Origin of the sequence: Burkholderia sp. 4M9327F10 (genome assembly GCF_005503145.1) — a bacterium.
Lineage (GTDB): Bacteria > Pseudomonadota > Gammaproteobacteria > Burkholderiales > Burkholderiaceae > Paraburkholderia.
This window is the reverse complement of the sequence record NZ_SCNV01000019.1, coordinates 17,687-41,601: the sequence shown is the minus strand read 5'-3', so window position 1 is coordinate 41,601 and position 23,915 is coordinate 17,687. Positions and strand designations below refer to the sequence as shown.

8 protein-coding genes are annotated in these 23,915 nt (G+C 65.8%); all 8 read left to right on the top strand.

The genetic code is table 11. The features are described 5' to 3' along the window. Positions 1-40: 40 nt before the first annotated feature. The 8 genes from FFS45_RS18585 to FFS45_RS18550 all read left to right on the top strand — a co-directional run bounded on the left by FFS45_RS18585 (position 41) and on the right by FFS45_RS18550 (position 23,912). A complete protein-coding gene (locus FFS45_RS18585; protein ID WP_137956093.1) occupies positions 41-5,800 on the top strand; it encodes a non-ribosomal peptide synthetase in 5,760 nt (1,919 codons plus the stop codon). An 80-nt stretch (positions 5,801-5,880) separates the two neighbouring features. Then, complete coding sequence (locus FFS45_RS18580; protein ID WP_137956092.1) at positions 5,881-6,672, top strand: ATP-binding cassette domain-containing protein; 792 nt, start codon at positions 5,881-5,883, stop codon at positions 6,670-6,672. Next, entirely contained in the window at positions 6,669-7,748 is a 1,080-nt protein-coding gene (locus FFS45_RS18575) for an ABC transporter substrate-binding protein (RefSeq protein ID WP_137956091.1), read from the top strand. The genes FFS45_RS18580 and FFS45_RS18575 overlap by 4 nt, the downstream gene beginning before the upstream one ends. Next, a complete protein-coding gene (gene fhuB, locus FFS45_RS18570) occupies positions 7,741-9,765 on the top strand; it encodes a Fe(3+)-hydroxamate ABC transporter permease FhuB (protein ID WP_249362844.1) in 2,025 nt (674 codons plus the stop codon). The genes FFS45_RS18575 and fhuB overlap by 8 nt, the downstream gene beginning before the upstream one ends. Before the next feature lie 370 nt (positions 9,766-10,135). Beyond that, entirely contained in the window at positions 10,136-12,238 is a 2,103-nt protein-coding gene (locus FFS45_RS18565; RefSeq protein WP_249362843.1) for a TonB-dependent siderophore receptor, read from the top strand. Between the two features lie 345 nt (positions 12,239-12,583). Beyond that, positions 12,584-14,014, top strand: a complete 1,431-nt coding sequence (locus FFS45_RS18560) for a peptide synthetase (protein WP_137956088.1) — start codon at positions 12,584-12,586, stop codon at positions 14,012-14,014. A gap of 190 nt (positions 14,015-14,204) precedes the next feature. Further along, positions 14,205-15,263, top strand: coding sequence for a YqcI/YcgG family protein (locus FFS45_RS18555; protein ID WP_249362842.1), 1,059 nt, complete (start codon positions 14,205-14,207; stop codon positions 15,261-15,263). Between the two features lie 138 nt (positions 15,264-15,401). Next, on the top strand, positions 15,402-23,912 hold the full coding sequence (locus FFS45_RS18550; RefSeq protein WP_137956087.1) for a non-ribosomal peptide synthetase: 8,511 nt from the start codon (positions 15,402-15,404) through the stop codon (positions 23,910-23,912). Positions 23,913-23,915 lie beyond the last annotated feature (3 nt).

Sequence of the window (23,915 nt, the reverse complement as noted above, 5' to 3'; positions counted from 1 at the left end):
TCCCGCAGACCTCGTAGCATTTGCAGATAAACAGGACACGATGAACGTCACGGATCGCCCTTCGGCGCACCCCTTATCCACAGCCGACGCGGCCAATGTACCTGCTACGCCGTCGCCAGCGGCTCGCCGGCCCGACGCCTTACGGCTCGCCCAGCAGTACGCGGCGCTTCCCGAAGACAAGCGCGTGTTGTTTCGTGCGCGGGCACGGGCCCAGGGGCTCGACGCGGACTCGCTGCCGGTGGTGCCGCTCGCGTCGCGGCCGGCCCGGTTTCCGCTGCTGTTCGCCCAGGAGCGGCTGTGGTTCCTGTGGTGTCTCGATCCGCACCATGCGGGCTACCACATCACCCATACACTGCGCCTGTCGGGCCGCTTCGAGCTTGCCGCGTTACAACGTGCCCTGCAGCGGCTGATCGAGCGGCATGAAGCGTTGCGTCTGCGCTTCGATGCGCAAGACGGTATACCCACGCAATATCCGGCCCCTGACGCCGGCTATGGTTTCGTGCAGCGCACGCTCGCCGATGATGGCGCATCGCTCGCGCAGGCTCTGCGCGAGTTTGCTTGCGAACCGTTCGATCTCGTCAACGGTCCGGTTTTTCGTGTCGGACTGTTCGAGACTGGCAACGAGTGTCGGGTCCTGCAGTTCGTGATTCACCATATCGTTGCCGATGCATGGTCGATGGATGTGCTGTTTCGTGACCTGCTCGCGCTCTATCACAGCGAGCGCGATCTTCCCGCGCTGCCGGTGCAGTTGACCGACGTCGCATTGTGGCAGCGCGAGTGGGCCGCGAACGATTTGCTAGAACGGCAGATCGGGTATTGGCGCACGCGGCTCGACGGTGCGCCCGCCGCGCTGACGCTGCCGCGCGACGTGCCGCCGCGCGCCACCCGGTCGCACGACGGCGGACTTGTCCGCCTGCCGGTTCCCGCTGCGCTGGCCGAGCCGCTACGTGCCATTGCGCGCGCGCGTCGCACAACGCTCTTCACCGTACTGCTGACGGTGTTCGATGTATTGCTGTGCCGTTATTCGAGCCAGCGTACGGTCGTGGTCGGCGTCCCCACGTCGGGGCGCGGGCGCACGGAGCTGGAAGGGATCGTGGGGTTTTTCGTCAACACGCTGATCGTGCGGGCAGACCTCGAAGGAAGCCAGCCATTCGACGGCTTGCTGCGCACCGTGCACGAGCGCGTGCTCGAAGCGCAGGCCCACCAGGATGTGCCGTTTTCGCGGCTCGTCGAGGCGCTGGCTATCGAGCGCAATCTCGACAGCTCGCCGCTGTTTCAAGTGATGTTCGATCTAGCCGTCGATACGGCGCCGAATCCGCTCGCCTCGGCCGGGGACGGCGGTCTTGCTGCCGAATCGATACTCGACGTCGCGCCGACCGCACGTTTCGATCTTGCGTTGAATGTGCGGGATCGTGGGCCCGGAGGCGCCTTGCAGCTTGCCCTGACCTATTCGTGCGACCGCTTTGTCGAGGCGACGGCGCGACGGATGCTCGACGATTACGTCGACCTGCTCGAGCAGGTCGCGGCGCACCCGGAGCGCAAGGTGGGCGACCTGGCTGTGCGGCATGGCGTGAATGCGGTCGCGAGCGGTGGCGCCGGCGTCCTCGTGGATGACCTTGCAAGTCACGCCTTGCGGGCGATTGCAGAGGGTAGCCAAAGAGGCAACGCAGGCGTGCCATTCAGCGCGGCGCACGAGCGGATTGCCGAGCGTGCGCGGCAATGCCCTGCACGTGTCGCGTTGTGCTGTGAGGGCAAGACGTTGACCTACGCAGAGCTCGACGCATGGGCTGACCGGATTGCGCTGGCATTGCGCGCGGACGGCCTCGCCGCCGGTGAGCGTGTCGGCTTGCTGCTCGAACGTTCGCTGGCGCTGCCGGCAGCGCTGCTGGGCGCCTTCAAGGCAGGTGGCGCGTTTGTGCCGCTCGATCCCGGCTATCCGCAAGCGCGTCTGCAAGCAATGATCGCTGACGCAGGCGTGACACGCGTGGTGATCGATGAGACAACCCGCAGCGGCTGTGGCGACCTGCTGGCGCCGCTGCGACCGGTGCTCGCGTCGGCCGCGCTTGCTGCGCCTATCTCCGCGCAAGCTGGCCTGTCCACATGGACCGTGCATCCGGATTCGCTGGCCTACGTGATCTACACGTCGGGCTCTACGGGCACGCCCAAGGGCGTGGCGATTACACATCGCTCTCTTTCGCTGCATCTGGACGACTTCCTGCACGACCATCGCATCGTCGAGTCGGATGTCGTACTGCAATCGTCGACAATCAATTTTGACGTTGCGCTGCACGAGTTGTTGCCGGCATTGATGGCGGGTGGCCGGGTTGTGATGCGCGGCCCCCAGCCCTGGGAACTCGCCTCGCTGAACCGCACGTTGTGCGAGGAACGCGTGACCTTCGCGCGGATTCCAACCGCGCTGTGGCAGCAATGGCGCATCGCGCTGCCGCTGGCAACCGATATCGCCTTGCGGCAAATCACGGTCGGCGGCGAAGCCCTGCCCGGCGATGCGTTGCAGCGCTGGTACGAGGGCCCGCTCGCGCATGTTGCCATCGACAATCTGTACGGCCCGACGGAGACCACGGTGGCAGCCTTGCATCATCCGGTGGGCCGCGACGATGCGCACCATGCGATCGTCGCAATTGGCCGCTGCTATCCGTCGCGCCACGCGTATGTCGCCGATCTCGACGGCAATCAGGCGCCGGACGGCGCGCCAGGTGAGCTATGCATCGGCGGCGCGACGCTCGCGCGGGGCTATCTGGCGCGGCCTGGATTGACCGCCGAGCGTTTCGTGCCCGATCCGTATGGCGCGCCGGGTTCGCGCGTCTATCGCAGCGGCGATCTGTGCCGCGCCCGCACCGACGGCGCCATCGATTTCCTGGGCCGGATCGATCAGCAGGTGAAGCTGCGCGGTCATCGCATCGAGTTGGGGGAAATCGAGTTCGCGCTGCGCCGCGTTGCACGGGTCCGCGAGGCTGTCGTCGAATTGCGCGGGGAGGGGGAGCGCAAGCGCCTCGTCGCTTATTTCACCGGTTCTGCCGATCCGGAGACGGTGCGCGAAGAACTGGCGCGCACGCTGCCAGGCTCGCATGTGCCATCGTTGTGCATTGCGCTCGATGCGTTGCCGACGCTGCCCAACGGCAAGCTCGACCGCCGCGCGCTCCCTGAACCGGACGACGCGCTGGAGAACGCCGCGACGCCGCCGGCCGGCGCGGTCGAAACTACGCTGCTGGCGGTCTGGAAAACGGTGCTCGGGCGTGACGATTTCGGCGTGACCGATAACTTCTTCACGCTTGGCGGCGATTCGATTTCGAGCCTGCGCGTGATTGCCCAGGCGCGCGCCGCGGGTTGGGTCGTCGCGCCGCGCCAGGTATTCGAGCATCCCACTGTGCGCGGACTGGCGCGGGTGGCTGAGGCATGTGTGGCTGAGGCCGCGCAAGAAGCGGTGGCGAGCGTGCCGTTGGAGGTGCCGCTCGCGCCGATGCAGCAATGGTTCTTCGAGCACTATCCCACCGCGCCGGCCCGGTGGAATCAATCCGTATTGCTGCGCAGCGCCGAAATGCTCGACATCGACGCGCTGCGTGCCGCGTTTTATGCTGTGCTCGCCGCTCATGATGCGTTGCGCGCGAGCTTCCGGCGCGACCCGCAAACCGGTGAATGGATACAAACGATCTTGCCACCAGCGGCTATGCCGGTCAGCACGGATGAGTCATCGATTGACGCTGATGCAAGCGCGGCCGCCGGCGCAACCGAGGTACTGCGCATCGTGGACCTGCGAGCCGCCGCCGACCCGACGGCGTCGATCGAAGCGCTTGCCGACAGTGTGCACGGCAGCCTCGATCCCGGCGCGGGCAGCTTGCTCCGCGCGGCGTATATGCCCACGCCGGATGGCGCACGATTGCTGATCGTCGTGCACCATCTGGTCATCGATGGCGTGTCGTGGCGCATCCTGCTCGACGATCTTCTGAGCGCTTACGAGGCGGCCCGCGTTTCCGGCACGCAGACGCTGTTGCCGCGCGTGGGCGCGTCGTGGGGCGAATGGACCCGCCGGCTTGCGGAGTACGCGAGCCTGCCCGCGCATTTGAGCGAGCTTGCCTGGTGGCAAAAGCAACTGGGCGCGCCGATAAGCGCGCTGAACACAAACTTGCTCAACGCAAACCCAGTGGAAAAGGCAGCGCCCGCTGCTCCCCGGCACACGCAACATCGCAACTGGACACTCGACGCCGCGACGACGCGGCAGTTGACCGACACCGGCGCGCGGATCGACGAAGTTCTTCTGGCCGCACTTGCGCAGGCCTGCGCCGAGCATTTGCCGCAGGTGCCCGTCATCGTTGAGCTGGAAGGACACGGCCGCCGCGAATGCGCGCCTGGGCTGGACCTGAGCCGTACGGTGGGATGGTTTACGACGCAATATCCGTTGCGGCTGGGCGCCGCGGCGCAGATTGAAACCACGCGCCGCGAGATCGCCGCGTTGTTGCGCAGCGTGCCTGCCGAAGGGATGCATTTCAACCTGTTCCGTTATGGAGGATCGGCATCGGCGCGCGCCGTCCTGGATGCCTTGCCGCGTACGACGATCGGCTTCAACTATCTTGGCCGCTTCGAAGAGCGGCTTAGCGAAGGCTACTTTACGTTCGCGCCGGAGGACAGCGGCGACGGCATCGGCGCAAGCGCCGCAGCGGGGCCACGCCATGTGCTGGATCTGAATGGCCTTATCGCAGACGGCTGCCTGAAACTCGAATGGAGCGTCGCGCAAGACGTGGTCGGCGCAACGCAGCTGAACCGCTTGATCGACGCGTTCGATGGCCATGTACGTACCCTGGCTCAGCACGGCAATCCGCTTGCCGGCTCCGGCAGCGAAATCACGCAACCGGGCGGCCGTGCAGGCGCGGCGCCTGGCGGGCCTGGCGCAACACCACGACGTCACCGGTTCGACGGCCTGACGATGGCCGCGCAACCGCTCGCGCCGGCAGCCGATCCCGCAGAGCGCGGCGCGTATGAACTATGGCGTCAGCGCTTCTACACGGAGGCGCTGCTGTGCCCACCATACGGCCCGAACGGCGACGTTGACCTCCAGCCGTTGAATGCCAGCGGCGCACCGTTGACCTTGTTCTGCTTCTACCCTGGCTTCGGCCTGGTCGGTGAGTACCGCTTTCTGGCCGCCGCGTTGCAAGGTACCGCTACCGTGCTGGCGCTGCGCTCGCCGGGTTTCGCGGCTGAGCCGGACGGGGAGAGCGGCCCTGACGAGCTCGCGTATGTAGACCAGCCGGCCAGCTTTGAGGCCCTTGCCGAAGCCTGCGTTGAACGCGTGCTCAACGCCCAGGCCGAAGGTCCGTTTCGCCTGCTCGGCTGGTCGTTCGGCGGCCGGCTGGCGGTAGCGGTCGCCGCGCTGCTGCGCGCACGCGGTCATGCGGTCGACTTTCTCGGTCTGCTCGATACCGCGACGCATACCGGCGATGCCGCTGCGGACGAAGGCCAGCAGCAGACCGGCCTTTCAGCCTGGCTTGATGAGCAGGCGGATGGCGCGCAACTGCGTACGTTATTCGAGCGCGCGGCCCAACTGGACGCGCTGCACTACCGGCTGCGGATGGCCCACACGCTGCCGTCCCTCGATGTGCCGATCACCTTCTGGCGTGCCTCCCGCGACACCGTAGCCGGCCGCGGGCGCGACTGGCATGCGCACACGAGCGGCAGTGTCGAAGACATCGCGATCGATGCAAGCCATACCGGTATCGTGCATCATCCGGCGCTGCACGACAGCGTGAGGGCACAACTGCAACACCTGCTGAAAGGGCCGCGCACCTAGAACAAGAACCTCGACGCCGGGCGCGCAGGCCAATCAACGGCGTCTCCCCAAAAACCATCAACCGAGTCACGGTTTTCGTCATGCAGTCAACAGGCGGTTCCTCGCTTTACCAGCTCTCCGGCGTCGATTTCTCGATCGGCGACCGGCTGCTGCTGCAATCCATTTCGCTCGATATCGCGCCGGGGCAGGTCGTGGGCCTGATCGGCCATAACGGCTCGGGCAAGACTTCGCTGATGCGGCTGCTGGCACGCTTGCATCAGCCTACGCGCGGCAGCATTCATTTCGACGGCATGCCCCTCGCGAGCTGGCCGCACCGGCGTTTTGCGCAGCAGGTTGCGCATCTGCCGCAGTACACGCCGTCCACCGACGGCCTGCTGGTGCACGAACTGGTCGCGCTTGGCCGCTATCCCTGGCATGGCGCACTGGGCCGCGTCACGGCGGACGACCGTGAGCGTGTCGAAGAGGCGATGGCGTGGACCGACGTGGCCCACTACGCGCAGCGCGCCGTCGACAGCCTGTCGGGCGGCGAGCGCCAGCGCGTCTGGCTGGCTATGCTGATTGCGCAGAACAGCCGCTGCGTGCTGCTCGACGAACCGACCTCGGCGCTCGACATCAGCCACCAGATCGAGGTGCTGGGCCTGATCCGCTCGCTGTGCGAAAAGCGCGGCATGACCGCTATCGTGGTTCTGCATGACGTCAATATGGCGACGCGCTTCTGCAATGAACTGATCTCGCTGCGCGGCGGCAAGGTGCTGATGCAGGCGAGCCCCACGGAGATCATGCGCCCGGACAGTCTCGAAGCCATCTACGGTGTGCCGATGGGCGTGCTGACCGATCCGCAAAGCGGTCATGCAATCGGGTTTCCGCGATGACGGGGCGCGACCTTCGACCCGCCGGCGCTGTGACGGCCGCTGATCCACGCCGTCGCCGCCTGCTCGCGAAACTGGGCGTATTCGGCGCATTCGGGGCGCTGGGTGCGCTCGGTTTATTCATCGCGCCTGGCACGACCCGCGCCTGGGCCGCGGCGCAAGCCGCCACAGGGGCTGGAGGGGCTGCAGGCACAGCCGCATCGGCCACAACAGGCGCGACGACTGCCAGGGCAAGCGTGCCGCACCGCATCGTTACGCTCAACTGGGAATTGACCGAAACGCTGCTCGCGCTTGGCGTGGCGCCGATCGGCACGGCGCTGCCCGACTGGTATCGCCGCACCATTGTCGAGCCGCCGCTACCGCCGGGCGTGGCCGATATCGGACTGCTCTACCAGCCGAACTTCGAGGTGCTGCTGGCGCTCGCACCAGACCTGTTGATTATCACGCCGGGGCACGCACCGGCCAAACGCTGGCTGGAACGTCTTGCCCCGACGATCACGCTCGGCGCCTATATGTCGAGCGACACGCCCTACCCGGCGCTGCTCGGCGAAACCACGGAACTGGCTGCACGACTGCAACGCCCGCAGCAGGCAAGCGAGCTGATCTCTGCGACCGGGCGCATCACGAGCCAGGTGCGCGCGCAACTGGCGGCGCATCCCTCGCTCACGCGTGCGCCGGTGCTCGTCGCCGATCTGGTCGACGACCGGCATCTGCGCGTCTATGCGCAGGGCAGCCTGTTCGACGAGATGCTGCAGAAACTCGGCGTGCACAACGCCGCCAACCCGGGCGCGGGCGGCAACCCGTGGCGCACCGAGGGCGGCTTTGCGCTCGTGCCGGTGCAGCGCCTCGCCGAGGTACCGCAGGCGAGCTTGCTGCTGGTCGGTCCGGTGCCGCCTGCCGCGCTTTCGGGACTTGAAAAAAATGCGATCTGGCAGGCGTTGCCTGTGGTGCGCGAGCGGCGCATTGCCGCGCTGCCGGTGATTGCCCCTTATGGAGGACTGGTTTCGATGCAACGATTCGCACAAGCAGTCGCGGCGGCGCTCGCCGCGATCGACAACGGCGGAGGCGGCGTTGCGTAATCTCGCTACAGCATCGGTGCCGGCGGCGCCGCGCGATTATCGTGCGGCGCTGGTCGGCATACTCGGGGCGGTGGCCCTGGTCCTCGCCATTCTCGGCATTCATGCTCAGCTCAATGGCGCTTCGTTCTGGAGCGCGCTGTTGGCGCCGAACCGCGCCGACCTGCATCAGGTGCTCGTGCGCGACAGCCTGCTGCCGCGGATCGCCATGACGCTGCTGTGCGGCGCCGCGTTGGCACTGGCGGGGACGCTGGCTCAGCAGGTGCTGCGCAATCCGCTCGCGGAGCCGATGACTCTCGGCATTTTTCCCGGCGCCTATCTGGCGCTGACGATCGCTGAACTGTGGGCGCCGTCGTGGCTCATGGGCGGCCGCACCCTGGTGGCGCTGGCCGGTGGCACGCTGGCCATGCTGCTGGTGTTCGGGCTTGCGTGGCGGCAGCGGATGTCCTCGCTCGCGGTGATCCTCTCGGGGATGATCGTGAACCTGTATTGCGGCGCCATCAGCCTCGCCATCTCCATGTCGAATTTCGACCTGTTGCGCGGCCTGATGATCTGGGGCGGCGGTGCGCTCGACCAGAGCGGCTGGCATGAGAGTACCCAGCTTCTATGGGGCGTGCTTGCCTGCGTCGTCGCCACGGTGCTGCTGCGGCGTCCGCTCGGTGTCTTCGAAGCGGGCGACTCGACTGTGCAAAGCCTCGGCATCTCGCTGCAACGCACGCGCTTTGCCGCGCTGCTGATCGCGGTGGTGCTGACGGCCTGCGTGGTCTCGACGGTCGGCGTGATCGGCTTTGTCGGTCTCGCCGCGCCGACACTCGCGCGTCTCGCCGGGGCGCGGCGGCTGCATCAGCGGCTGATCTGGGCGCCCTGCCTCGGCGCTGCGCTCCTGTGGGCGACGGACGAGATCGTTCAGGCGGTGTCGGCGACGGAATTGTTCTCGGCGCATCTGGTGCCCACCGGAACGGTGACCTCGCTGCTTGGCGTGCCGCTGCTGATGCTGCTGCTGCCGCGTCTGCGCAGCCAGCCCGACCTGCATGCGAGCGCCATCGCGCACGGGCCTGCGGCCAGGCTCGCAAGGCGCCTGCCGTGGGCCGTCGCCGGTCTTGCCGTGGTGTTGACGCTGAGCTTCGCCGTGTCGCGCGGCATCGGCGGCTGGCACGTGGCCCATGCCGCGCAGATCGATGCGTTGTTATTCTGGCGGCTGCCGCATACCGTCGCGGCAATGTCGGCGGGTGTGCTGCTTGCGCTCGCCGGCACCCTGATCCAGCGCGTGACCGCCAATCCGATGGCGAGCCCCGATCTTCTCGGGGTGAGTTCGGGCGGCGCGCTTGGCATCGTGGTGGTGCTGCTCGCCGGACTTCAGCCGACGCCGGGTCTCCTGTTCGCCGGCTGTCTCATCGGCGCCATGACGACGCTCGCACTGCTGCTGTGGCTCGGCGGCCGCGCCTCGTTTGCACCGGAGCGGCTGCTGCTGATCGGCGTGGGGATCAGCGCGCTGTTTCAGGCAATCGTCAGCGCGATGCTGGCAAGCGGCGATCCTCGTGCAGGTCTGCTGATGAATTTCGTGGTCGGCTCGACCTACTACGTCGAACCGGTGGCCGCTTATGCCGCCGGCTCGATCGCGCTCGCCGCACTGGTGCTCGGGCCGCTGATGGCCCGCTGGCTCGAGACGCTCGGCCTGGGGGCGGCCATGGCGGGCAGCCTCGGCGTGCCGGTGGTGCGGGCACGCCTGTCGATCCTGCTGCTGGCGGCGCTGCTGACGGCCACCGCGACGCTGCTGGTCGGCCCGCTCTCGTTCGTCGGGCTGATTGCGCCGCACATCGCCCGCTATTCCGGCGCGCGCCGGCCGGCCGTGCAGATGTTCGTGGCGGCGATCTTCGGTGCGCTGCTGATGGGCTTCGCGGACTGGCTCGGCCGGCAGCTCTGGTTCCCACAGGAGATGCCGGCGGGTCTCGTGGCGACGCTGATAGGCGGCCCGTATCTGCTCGTGCTGACCTTGCGCAAGAGTGTTGCGTCCACCTGATGACTTACGGCATGTCTCATTATCCCTACAGAGTTCGGGTAAAACGTAAAATAAATTGCAAATGAGAATCATTATCGACTAACATCCTATTCGCGATAAGTAATGCCCGATGCAGAGTGCATCTCTCACCGGGTATTGCTGCGCAACAGCGGCCCATAGCCGCTCGCGGTGCTTGGGGAAAGTGCAAAGCCGCGACTCACCTTCGCTACGAATACATCATCCTGACACACCTCGTTAGGAGTCCATTTCAATGGGCGGGACGGGTATGTGTCTTCACGCTGAGAATTTGCCTGCCACGATGAAAATAACCATGGACCTGTGTCGTACGCGGCGAGCCAGGACTCGCTCATTCCAATCCCGCCTGACGCCGGTGGCAATCTCTCTGATTGCGATCTGGGCCGGGCATGCCCGCGCGCAAACGACGCCCACGACCACCACCGGCACCGACAACGTGCTGCCGGCGGTTACCGTGAAGAGCAGCGCCGACGCCACCACCGAAGGCAGCGGCTCCTACCAGGCCGTCGATGCAACGGTGGCCGGACAGGTGCCGCTGCCGCTCAAGGAGACGCCGAGTTCGGTGTCGGTGCTGACGCGTCAGCGCATGGACGACCAGAACATGACGACGATCCAGGATGCCTTGCTGTTTGTGACGGGCGTCGAGGCGTTGAAATACGGCGACGGCACCGCGTACTACAAGGCGCGCGGCAATAACCTGGGTGTCGAGTTCGATGGCGTGTCGATTGTCAGCGGCTTGCAATACCAGATCCAGTTCGATCTGGCCATGTACGACCGCATCGAAGTGCTGCGTGGGCCGGAGGGTGTGATGACCGGCGCGGGTGACCCGACCGATCCGGGCGGTACGGTGAACCTCGTGCGCAAGCGTCCGCAGGACACCTTCCATATCGAAACGGAAACGCAGGTGGGCTCGTTCGGCAGCGTGCGCCAGATGGTTGACGTCACTGGGCCGCTCAACAAGGATGGTTCGCTGCGCGGGCGCGCGGTGATCGTCGGCAGCGATGCCCTGCAAACGGTGGATGGCGTGCGCGACAGGAAGTTCATGCTTTATGGCGCGCTCGACTACGACTTCACGCCGCGCACGACACTGTCGTTGTCGGCAGCCTATGAGGTCAATCCGCTGTCGGGCTTCGACTATGGGGTTGGCGGCACGACCAGCTATACGCGGCTGCCGAGTTCGTTCTCGCAGAACTTCAGCCCGAGCTGGAACTATAGCTATACGTCGATTCAGGAAACCAACCTGAACCTGACGCACAAGTTCGAAAGCGGTTGGCAGTCGCAGACTACGGTCTTCTACCGTCATGAACTGTCGACAGCGGACTACGCATATTCCGGCCCGGGCGTCAGCCCGAGCGGTTATGCGTTCTACACCGACCAGCGGCAGCGCAATACCTATGACTGGTTCGGCGCCGACACCAATGTGTCGGGACCGCTGCAGTTGTTCGGCCAGAACCATACGCTGACGGTGGGTGCGAACTATTCGCTGCTTTCGTCGACGGCGCAGTCCGGCAGCGTTGCATTGACCGGCCCGTTCGGCGGCGCGTACAACGTGTTCGATCCGAACTCGGTACCGAACGTCAACGTTCCGTTCACTTATGGCTCCAACAACCGCACCGAACAGTACGGCGTCTATGCGCAGGCGCGGATTCATCTCGCCAGGCCGCTGACGCTGGTGCTGGGTGCGCGCGAAACCTTCTTCAACGAAGAATCGCAGAGCTTTTTGCCGACCGTCTCCGACTGGACCACGACGGCCCGGATGAATCACCGGTTCATCCCGTCAGCCGCGCTGGTTTATGACATCGTGCCCTGGTTGAGCGCCTACGCGAGCTACTCGAAGGTCTTCTCGCCGCAGACCGCAACCACCTATACCGGCGCGGGCCTGCCGCCGGCAGTGGGTGAGCAGTACGAGACCGGCTTGAAGGGCACCTTCCTGAACAACCGGCTCGGTGCGACCGCGGCGCTGTTCCGCATCAACGTCGACAACGTCGCGATTACCGATCCCGATCATCCGAGCGGTTCGATCGCGGGCGGCAAGTCGCGCGATCAGGGCTTTGAATTTGAAGTCACCGGCCAGCCGCTGCCAGACTGGAATCTCTATGCGGGCTATACGTTCCTGACCGAAAGCTTCGAGAACCAGACGGCCAATCTTTCGGACGGCACCGATCCGAAGCACCTGTTCAAACTGTGGACGACTTACCGTCTGTCGCAAGGCTTCCTGAACGGCGTGACGATTGGCGGCGGGATGCTGGCGCAGAGCTCGATCACACGCGGCGTCGAGCAGGGCGGCTATGCGATCTTCAATGCGCAGGTCGGCTATCGCTTCAACAAGCATGTCGACGCTTCGCTGACGTTGAACAACATGTTTAACCGCGAGTACTATGTCCGTCCGCCGGGCACGTTCTACAGCCAGTTCGGCGACCGGCGCAACCTGATGTTGACGGTGCGCACCGATTTCTGAGCGAAACCGGTCGCGGCATGCGCATGAGCTTCATGTGCATGCCAGATGCATCAAACGCGCGGCCCCGCTTCACGGCGTGGCCGCGTCTCAGTTTCGCGGCCATGTGCCGGCCACGCCCGTGGATACACGGGAGAGGCGTTGCCCCGGACTCGGATTGGCCGGAAACAGCTTGACAAGCCGGAGCATCATGTCTAATTTAATATGAATGATAATCATTCGCATTCGTATTCTAGATATTGAGCCGGCACTGCGGCAGCGCTGCAACGGTTCCACGGGAAGCCCCGTGCACACCGTGCCGATGCGGCCGCGCCGCCCACTCCCGAGTCATTCACAGGAACTATTGCCATGACGCAAGCCACGCCTTTGCTATTCGACTTTGCGCCGTTTTCCGGAAAGAGCGAACAGTATGTAGAGCTGATCAAACAGTTTGCCGCCGCGCACTCGTTTCGCAGCGCCACGGTCAGCGAATTGCTGCTCGACGACGACTATCACCGGCGTCCGCTGCGCCCGGAAGACTTCGAGTTTCTGAAGTTCGCCAAGCCGGTGCGCCAGCATAACGTGAGCCGTCTGCCCTCGCTGGCCTCGAACCGCACGCTGCTGTCGATCTACGAACTGGGTATCGCGCGCCTGCCGCGCAGCGCCGAGGCGGCGGAGTGGCAGCATTTCAGCGAGTTCTACCGCGACGACGTGCAGGTGCGCGGCGCGCAACTCGCACCGTTCCTCGAGGCGTACGCGTTCGAATACCTCGCCCAGGACCAGCAGATTGAAACGGATGCCGCGGCGGCAAGCGCGCGGCTCGCAAGGATCGTCGATGACGAGACCGCCTTCTGGGGCGAGACGTTCGCGCGGCTGATGCGCAACGACTACCTCGAGGAAGGGCTGCGCTTCATCATGGTTCAGCGCTGGGCGCTCGCGCCGTCGAAGCGCCGCGCGTTGGCGCGGGCCACCGCGAGCGGCCTGTTCGATATGTTGCCGGCCGAATTGCGGCCCACGCTCGAAGGCGATCTGCCCGACGACGCGCTGCTGCAGCGCGTGGCCGGCGCCTGTGGCGTCACGCGTCAGCAACACGCGTACTGGCAGTTCTACCTGCCCACCAGCATGGCGAAGTGCAATCTGCTGTATGCGCTGGCGCGCCGGCCGGATCGCGCGTTCGCGCTCATCGGCGCGGCATTTGCGGCGCAAGCCGAATGGCTCGCCTTCGGCCTCGCGCTCGAGCGTGCCTGTGCCCATCTGCAACCGGCCGGCCGTCGCCGTGGTGATGCGGCTGAGCGCAAGGATGAACTGGTGGCGCGCTTTGCGCAGGCCTTGCAAGGTATTGAACGCGAGTACGGCGCCGCGGCGTTTGCTCAGGCGGTGCAAGGCGCCGCCGCGGGCGAGCGGCTTGCCGAGCGCGCTCGCTGGGATCTCGGCGAACAGTTGCTGTGGCTGTCGTCGATCCGCCGTTACGTGGATTTCGCTCATCGCATCAGCACACGCATCGACGCGGAGTGCCCGGGCATTGACCGCGAGACTTTCGTCGAGCCGCATGAAATGTGTTCGACCACGCATGTGCACAACGATCACCGGCTCGTGACGATCCAGGAAGGCGAGATGCTCTTCTGGGGCAATGTCGGCATGCAACTGAAGATGAACGAAGGCGACATGGTGCTGATCCCCGACGGACGCCTGCATGGCTCGACCGTCGTCTCCGGCGAGTGCACCTATCACCAGCCGATCATCCCGGACGAATGGGTCCGGGCACTGGTCGCCGAGCTGGACGCGACGGCCGAGGCCTGAGCATGGCGCGGCCGCTGCACGAATCCCTGGCGATCGTGCGGCGCCCGTGCCTCTTGACGCTGGAACGCCCGCAATAAGGGCGCCGGTTTCCCCGCAAACAGATATCGCAGTTGACGCACGCCCGCGAGGGCGTGTGTCGGCTTGCTCGCCGCTGCGTGGTGCAGATGTGTGACGAACAAGGACATTGAAGATGCGATCAAACGAGGAAACCGTAGATGATGGCGTGCAGTTCGCTGCAGCGCCTGCATCGAACCCGCAAGAGGCAGCGACGTCTCAAGACGGCTTTGACCCGGGCGACTGGAAAAGCCGGATCATCGCCGGGCGCGTGACCGGCGCGGCGGCGAAGCCGCCTGCATGGCTCGATGCGTCTTACGACACGATGCGCACGCATGTGATGGACCCAGCCTATCCGTGCTTTTTCGGCACGATGGCCGAAAAGCGCGGCGAGATGTTCTATTCGTATGTGAACGGCAAGGACATCAGCGATTTGCCCGCGACGATGCAAACGTTCGCGGAGCTGGTGTCGCTGCCGCAATACCGCAAGAACAACATTGCCATTTTCTTCGAACCGGATGCGCAGCCGCTCACGCACGAGGCGTATCACAACTGGTTCTGGAGCATCCTGCAGCATCTGCACGATGTCGACCCCGATCCGCAAGCCGATGCGCAGCCGGAGCCGTCGCATGAGGACTGGGAGTTCTCGTTCGCCGGTGTGGAAACCTTTGTGGTTTGCGCGTGCCCGTCGTTCCGCCTGCGGCATAGCCGCAATCTTGGTCCCGGCATGGTGCTGCTGTTCCAGCCGCGCAGCGTGTTCGTCGACACGATTACCAACAAGGTGATCGGGCGCGAAGCGCGCAATCAGGTGCGCAAGCGCCTCGAAACTTGGGACGACGTCACCGCCCATCCGGATCTCGGTTTCTACGGCGACCCGGGCAATCTGGAGTGGAAGCAGTACTTCCTGTCCGACGAGAACATTGCCGCGGAGGACCGCTGCCCGTTCCTGAAGCGGCAGAAGATGCAAGCGCAGGCTCAGGCAGCCGCTGCGCGTGAATCTTCAGCACCTTCCGCCGCATCTATCTTGCCCGCCATGAACCCAGCGAGCAGTGTTTCGCACATCGCGCATCGGCCAGGCCATCCGCCGCGCGAGACGGCGTTCCAGCACTCAACGGCTCGCGTGCGTGTAGCGGATCAATGGCAGGCGGCTATCCCGCAACCCGATTCCGGCCACAGCGAGCAGAGCGAGAGCTAGCCATCCTGGTGCAACCGGCGTGCCGGTGGCGGGCCGCAAGCGGCTGGAGACCGGGCCGCTGACCGGTTTCTTTATGAACATGCTGGTGACGCGCGCGCCGCCGCGCGGCGCGCAGTTCGACCTGTCTCAGGATTGAAGATGGCTGAAAATATGATTGAACGACTGCGCGCATTGGCGCAGTCACGCGCCGCCGATACAGCGCTGGTCACCGTCGATGCGAGCGGCGACACGCGCTTCGACTACGCGGCGCTCGAGCGCCGGGTCGTGGCAATCGCCGCACACTTGCGCCGCGCCGGCGCCTCGCGCTCGCGTGCCCTCATCATGATGGATAGCGGCGTCGACTATGTGGCCGCGTTTTTCGGTTGCCTGTATGCGGGCACGATTGCGGTGCCGGCCTATCCGCCGGAATCGCTGCGCGGCCAGCATCTTTCCCGCCTCAAATCGATCGCAGCCGACGCCGACGCGCGTTTCGTGCTCACCACCCAGACGCTTGCCGGCACGCATCGCGACGCTTTCGCCGAGATAGCGTCGAACGCCGCTATCGTGGCAGTTGATGGGCTGAATGCGCTGGATGCGGAGGATGCCGCGAGTTTCGAACCTCACTGCCCGCTGGCGGACGATGTCGCGTTCCTGCAGTACACCTCCGGCTCGACGTCGACGCCAAAGGGTGTCATGGTCACGCACGGCAGCCTGTGGGCTAACGAAATCGCGATCAAGGCGAGCCTTGGCGTCGGCGAACACGATGTTTTCGTGAGCTGGCTGCCGCTCTATCACGACATGGGCCTGATCGGCTCGATGTCCCAACCGGTGTTCAGCGGAATTCCGCTCGTGCTGATGTCGCCGCAGTACTTCCTGGAGCGCCCGGTGCGCTGGCTCGAAGCGATTGCCCGGCATCGCGGCACGATCTCGGGCGGCCCGGATTTCTCGTACCGGCTGTGTGCGGACCGGGTCAATGACGAACAGCGCGCGTCGCTCGATCTGTCGAGCTGGCGAGTGGCGTTTTCGGGTTCGGAACCCGTGCGCAAGGCGACGCTCGATGCCTTCGTTGAACGCTTTACCGCGAGCGGCTTCGATGCCAATGCGCTCTACCCGTGTTATGGCCTCGCGGAGGCGACGTTGTTCGTCACAGGCGTCGTGCGAGGTTCGGGCGTCGTTGCGCCGTCGTTTACAAACGGCGGTCTTGAAGCGGGACGTGCGGTTCTGGCTGAGGCCACCGCCACCGCGCCCACCGCGCACGCTGACGGAACAGCGCTGGTCTCGTGCGGCACGGTCGCTCAAGGCCACGCGGTGCGTATCGTCGACAGCCACGCTCACGCACCGCTCGAAGCCGGCGCACTGGGCGAGATTCTGGTGAGCGGTCCAAGCGTTGCAGCGGGCTACTGGAATCGCCCGGCCGAGACCGCCGCAACCTTCGTCGAAAGCGATGGCGAGCGCTGGCTGCGCACCGGCGATCTGGGCTTCGTCCATAACGGCAACCTCTATATCGCAGGACGCCTGAAGGACCTGCTGATCGTCCGGGGACGCAACCTGTATCCGCAGGATCTCGAACTGGCGGTCGAGCGTGAGGTGGAGCTGGTGCGACGCGGCCGGGTTGCCGCGTTTGCCGTACAGCTCGACGGCGCGGAGGGCATTGGTATCGCGGCCGAGGTATCGCGCAACATGCGGAAGCTCGCGCCCGCCGCCGCGATTGCTGCCGCGCTGACCGAAGCGATCACGCTGGCCTGCGGCGAACCGGCCGCTGCCGTCGTGCTGCTCAACCCGGGCGGGTTGCCGAAGACCTCGAGCGGGAAGGTGCAGCGTTCGGCCTGCGTTCAGGGTTGGAACGCTCGCTCGCTCGATGCATACGCGTATTTCATGCATGGACGGCCCATTGAGGACGCAGCATCGGACGGCGCAGTGCACGCGCAAGGCGAGAGCGCTGCCGCAGCTTCGCAGCCGCCGCGCGCCGGTGTCGAGGAAGCGCTTGCTGCGCTGTGGCGCGATGTGCTCCCGGCTGCGCCTGTCACACGCGAAGACAGCTTCTTCGCGCTCGGCGGCAATTCATTGGCGGCGGTGCAGGTTGCTGCTACGGTAGCTGCTCGTTGGCAGATCGCCTATGCGGTGCGCGACATTTTCCATCAACCTATCCTCAAGGACGCGGCCGCAGCGATTGAAACGTTGCGTCAGCAAGGCGGCTCTGCAGTACATCGCGAGATCGAACGGCTGGGCGATCAGCAGCGCCGTGTGGTCCGCGCCTCGCACGCGCAGCGCTCGCTCTGGCTCGCCTGGGCGAGCGAGCCGTCGAGCGCCGCGTACAACATGAGCGGCGAATTACGCATTACCGGGCCGCTGCAACCCGACACACTGCAGCGCGCTTTCGATGCGCTCATTAGCGAGCATGAGATTCTGCGCGCCCGCTTCGAACTCGACGACGATGGCGAGCCCTTGCAGATCATCGACGCAGGCTTGCTAGTGGCGCTGCCGTTTACCGATCTCACCGCCGATCATGCGAATCCATCCGGTGCGCCGCTGAACGCGCTGCGTGAGCTGACGGAGCAGATCGCGCAGCAACCGTTCGACCTCGAACGCGGCCCGCTGCTGCGCGCGCATCTGGTTCGCGTCGCGCCGCACGATCACCGTTTGCTGCTCGCGCTGCATCACATCATCGCGGATGGCTGGTCGGTGAATCTGCTGCTGGCGTCGCTCGGGGCAGCGTATCGCGCCGGTACCGGCGGTGCACAGGGCATCAGCGCAGATCATGCGCCGCGTCTCCAATACGCGGACTTCGCTGCCTGGGAGCGCGCCACGCTCGACGATGCGACGCTCGCGCGTCAGCTTGGGTACTGGCACGCACAGCTTGCCGCGGATGGCGATGCCGCCGCCGCGGCGCTGCTGTTCGAGCGGCCGGCTGCTGTGGGCGCAGTTCGAACCGGCCGGCAATGCAGCCTCGCTTTCACGTTGCCGCAGGACACTGCAACGAAGCTCAAGCGTATCGGCGAGCAGCAGCGCGCGTCGCTGTTCATGGTGGTGCTCGCGGTATTCGACGTGGTGTTGCAGCGTCTGAGCGGCAAGCGCGATATCCGCGTCGGTGCGCCGCTATCGAGCCGCCGGCAGGCCGCGACGCAATCGATGCTCGGCTATTGCATCAGTATGCAGGTGCTGCGCCTCCAGGTTGGCGCGAGTGACACCCTGCGCACGCTCGTTGGGGCGGCGCGCGAAACCGTGCTGGCGGCGCACGAGCACCAGGACGTACCGTTCGACCGCCTGGTAAGCGCGCTGTTGCCCAACCGCACACGTGGCGACGAGGCGCTGTTCCAGGTGAAGCTGACCGAGCAGCGGCCGCTTCTGCGCGATGCGTTCGCGCCGCTCGATACGCACTTGACGGTGCTGCTGAACGAAACGCCCCATTTCGACCTCGCCCTCGACTTCACCGACGGCGAAGCGGGCATCGAATGTCTGCTCGCTTACGACGACGCGGTATTCGACGCCGGTTTTGCAAACCGCTTTGCGAGTCTGTTCGAAGCGCTGGCCGCAGCGTTAGTGGATGCACCCGATACGGAGTTCGCACAGTTGCCGGACCCGCAAGCTCCGGACGTGGAGCAGGGAACGCCGCGAGCCTACCCCGCAAGCGATGTGCTGACGCTGTGGGACGACAGCGTGGCGCGCGCTCCCGGCAAGATCGCGCTGCACGATCAGGGGCGCACGCTGAGCTTCGCCCAGCTTGATGCCGCGGCGGATGCGCTAGCCCGGCAGTTGAGCGCGGCCGGCGTCAGCGACGAAGCGCGCGTCGGCGTTTATGCGGGACGCTCGGCCGAGCAGGTGCTCGGCATGCTGGCCGCGTTCAAGGCCGGCGCGACATGGGTGCCGCTGGACCCGCAACTGCCTGCCGCGCGCATCGCCGCGCAACTCGCCGATTGCGGGGCCGTCGCGCTTCTGCATGCCTCGGCATGTCCTGCGGAACTGGCCGTAGCCGGTAACGTCTCGACCACGCTGCCGCTCGTTTTCGCTCCCGTCGGCGAGACCGGCAATAGCCCTGCGCATGGCACGCCGCGGCGAACGGTGCACGGCGAGCGCGCAGCGTATCTGATCTACACCTCCGGTTCGACGGGTACGCCAAAGGGCGTGGTGATCAGTCAGCGCGCTCTCGCCAACTACGTCCAGGGCATGCTGGAGACGCTTGGCGCATCGGGTGTAAACGCACACGCTTCGTTTGCGATGGTGTCGACGCCCGCGGCCGATCTCGGTCATACGGCGCTGTTCGGCGCGTTGTGCTCGGGCCGCACGCTGCATCTGCTCGCGCCGGAACTCGCGTTCAATCCGGATCTGTTCGCGCACTACATGGCGCAACATCAGGTCGACGTGCTGAAGATCGTGCCCAGCCATCTCGCTGCGTTGCTGTCTGCGGCCCGCGAACAGGACGTGCTGCCGGCGCAGGCGCTGATTCTCGGCGGCGACGCGGCGCCGGCCACGCTGCTCGAGCGGATCGAGACGCTCAAACCGGCGTGCCGGATTTTCAATCACTACGGACCGACGGAGACCACCGTCGGCATCGCGATGCATGCGCGGGTGAGAGGCGAGCGTCCGGGCGAACGGCTGCCGCTCGGCAAGCCGCTGCCCAATGCACGCATCTATGTGCTCGACGAGCGGATGAACCGTGTGCCTGCGGGAATCGCGGGTGAACTGTATCTGGGCGGACCGGGTGTCGCGCGCGGCTATCACGACCGGGCGCCGCTGACTGCCGAGCGTTTCGTTCCCGATCCGTTCGTGCCGGGCGCGCGCGTCTATCGCTCGGGCGATCTTGCGCGGCTCGACGCGCACGGCACGCTTGAGTATCTTGGCCGCAGCGACGATCAGGTCAAAGTGCGCGGCTATCGCGTCGAGCCTGCGGAGATCGAGCGCGTGCTGTGCGGCGTCGAGGGCGTGGGTTTGGCCGCGGTGCTTGCGCACGACACGACTGCGGGCAAGCGGCTCGCGGCGTTCGTGACTGGCGAGCGCGACAGCGCAGCGGTGTTGGCCGACGCGGCCCGGATTTTGCCGGAATACATGGTGCCGGCGAAGCTTGTTGTATTGCCCGAATTGCCGCTCAATGCGAACGGCAAGCTCGATCGCGCTGCACTGCTGGCACAACTGACTGAGGTAGCGCCGACGCATCGCGCCGATCCCGGCAGCATCGAGGCGCCTCGCAACGATGCGGAGATTGCGCTGGCGCAGATTTGGGCCGACGTGCTGGGCGTCGATGCAGCAACGCTCGACCGTAGACTGAATTTCTTCGAAGCGGGTGGCGACTCGATTCTCGGGCTGAAGGTCGTCGCGAAGGCGAAGAAGGCGGGCCTGAAGCTGACGCCCAAGCAACTGTTCGAGCGGCGCACGCTTGCCGAACTCGCGGCGAGCGCGATGCCGCAGGACAAGCGAGCGCAACCGGCAGCGCAGAGCGAGCCGACGATTCGGCGCTTGCCCGACGAGATCCGCGCGCATACCGAGGCGTCGTATGCGCAGCAGCGTCAGTGGTTCCTGTGGCAACTGTCACCGGAAAGCAGCGCGTATCACGTGGCGGGTGGCTTGCGCCTGCAAGGCGAGGTGAACCGTGCGGCGCTGCGTGCGAGCTTCGAGGCAATCGTTGCGCGTCATGAGGTACTGCGCACGCGCTTTGTGGCCGATGACGCAGGCCGGGTCGGACAGCAGATCGAGTCAGACGCGCAACTCGACTGGCGTGAAGCGACACTGCCGGTTGATGGGCTGGACGGCGCCGCGCGCGCGCTGGCTTCCGAGCCGTTCGATCTCGCGCAGGGTCCGCTGCTGCGTGTGGCGCTATTCAGCGTGAGCGAGCAGGAGCATCTGCTGGCGCTGTCGATGCATCACATCGTGTCGGATGGCTGGTCGGTGCAGGTGCTGCTCGACGAACTGGTGGCGCATTACCGCGCCGCTGTGCTGGGTGGTGAGCTGCCGCTCGCGCCACTGACGGTGCAGTACGCCGATTACGCCGCGTGGCAGCGCGACTGGCTCGATGCGGGCGAGCGCGAACGGCAGCTTGCGTACTGGCGCGGCGCGCTGGGCGATGAGCATCCGGTGCTGGCGTTGCCCACCGACGCACCGCGTCCCGCGCACGCTTCATTCCATGCTGCACGTCATGGCTTCATGTTGCCGGCAGGCCTGGCCGATGCGGTGCGCACGCTGGCCCAGCGTGCTTCGGCGACGCCGTTCATGGTGCTGCTGGCGGCGTTCCATGCATTGCTGTACCGCTATAGCGGGCAGGCTGAAGTGCGTACTGGCGTGCCGGTGGCGAACCGTCATCGGGTCGAGACGGAAGGCCTGATTGGTTTCTTCGTGAACACGCAGGTGCTGGCGAGCCGTCTCGATGCATCGACAACCCCGTCCGCACTGCTGGCGCAGGTGCGCGAAGCGACTCTAGGTGCCCAGGCGCACCAGGACCTCCCTTTCGATGCGCTGGTCGATGCCCTGCATGTGCCGCGCAGCCTGAGCCACAGTCCGCTGTTCCAGGTGATGTTCAACCATCAGCGACGCGACTGGCGCGTGCTGCAGCAACTTCCGGGTCTCGCGATCGAACCGTACAGGCTGGCGAATCCGATGGCGCAATTCGAATTGCTGCTGGATACGCGCGAAGAGGCGGATGGCGCGGTTACGGTGGAGTTTACCTATGCGCGTGAACTGTTCGATGAGCAGACCATCGAGCGTATGGCGCAGCACTATCAGCGGGTGCTGGAGGCATTTACGCGTGAGCCGGGCGCTGGCGTCGAGACGACATTGGATGCGCTTACGCTGCCAGGCGACGACGAGCGTGACCAACTGGAGACCTGGAGCCGCAACACGCAACAGTATGAAGGCACGCAACCTGTGCACCGTCTGTTTGAGCGTCATACGTCCAGCCACCCTGGCGATGAGGCGCTGGTGTTCGGCGGCGCATCGCTGAGCTATGGCGAACTGAACGCCCAGGCGAACCGGTTGGCGCACTGGCTGGCGAGGCAGGGCGTGGGCGTGGAATCGAAGGTGGGCGTGGCGGCGGAACGTTCGGTGGAACTGGTGGTGGCGCTGCTGGCGATCATGAAGGCGGGCGCGGCATATGTGCCGCTGGACCCGTCGTATCCGGCCGAGCGCCTCGCGTACATGCAGACGGACAGTGGCATTGGTCTGCTGCTGTGCCAGTCCGGGATCGTGCTGCCTGAGGTGACGGGCGTGCGCCGCATCGAACTGGATACGCTGGATTGCACCGAAGAGGACGCGCGCAATCCCGAAGTCCCGCTGCATGGCGCGAACCTGGCCTACGTGATCTATACATCGGGTTCCACGGGCCGTCCGAAGGGCGTGGGCAACCGTCACGATGCGCTGTACAACCGCCTCGAATGGATGCAGCGCGCCTATGGGCTGCAACGCGGTGAAACGGTGCTGCAGAAGACGCCGTTCAGCTTCGACGTCTCGGTGTGGGAGTTTTTCTGGCCGCTGATGGTGGGTGCCCGCCTGGCGGTGGCCGCACCGGGTGCGCACCGTGATCCGGCACAACTGGCCGGAGCGATCGTTAAGTATCAGGTGAGCACACTGCACTTTGTGCCGTCGATGCTGCAGGCGTTTGTCGCAAGCGAGCACGCGTCGCGCTGCGCAGACGTGCTCAGGCGCATCGTGTGCAGCGGCGAGGCCCTGCCGGCCGAGCTGCAAAACCGGGTATTCGAGGTACTGCCTGGCGTGGAGCTGCACAACCTGTACGGACCGACCGAGGCGGCGATCGACGTGACCGCATGGCAGTGCCGTGCGGAAGCGGGCCTGGCAGTGCCGATCGGCGCACCGATTGCGGCCACGCAGACGTGGGTGCTCGATGCCCTCATGGAGCCGGTGCCGCGCGGCGTGGCGGGAGAACTGTACCTGGGCGGCGCGGGACTGGCGCGCGGCTACCTGGGACGCCCGGGGCTAACCGCAGAGCGCTTCGTGCCGGACCCGTTCGATACGAAGGGCAGCGGGGCGCGTCTGTACCGCACGGGCGACCTGGTGCGCTGGCGTGGGGATGGGGTGCTGGACTACCTGGGACGGCTGGACCACCAGGTGAAGATCCGGGGCTTCCGTATCGAACTGGGTGAGCTGGAGGCGCGGCTCGCGGAGCTGGACGGGGTGCGCGAGGCGGTGGTGGTTGCGCATGAAGGCCGGCTGGTGGCGTACGTGACGCCGGAGGCGGCGACCGGCACAGACGCAGACGCAGACACAGAAGCACTGGACGTAGCAGACCTGAAGGCGCAGCTTGCGAAGGCCGTACCGGACTACATGGTGCCGTGGCGGATCGTGGCGCTGGCGTCGCTGCCGCTGGGCGTGAATGGCAAGGTGGAGCGGCGCGCGCTGCCGCAGCCGCAGGCCGCCGCCACGGACGACAGCGTGCGGGAAGCGCCGCAGGGCGAGACGGAGACGCAACTGGCGGCGATCTGGTCGCAACTGCTGAATGTCGCGCCTATCGGCCGGCACGACAACTTCTTCGACCTCGGCGGCAACTCGCTCATGGCGGTGCGCCTGAACGCCCGTATCGGTCTCGACCTGAAGGCCACCTTGCCCTTGAGCGCGCTTTTCGAGGCTGCGACGATCGAGGCGCTGGCGGCATCGATCGATCGCGCTCGCGAGGCGACCCAAGGCGAGCAGGTATTGAACGAACTCGATGCCTTCCTCGACACTCTTTAAGCA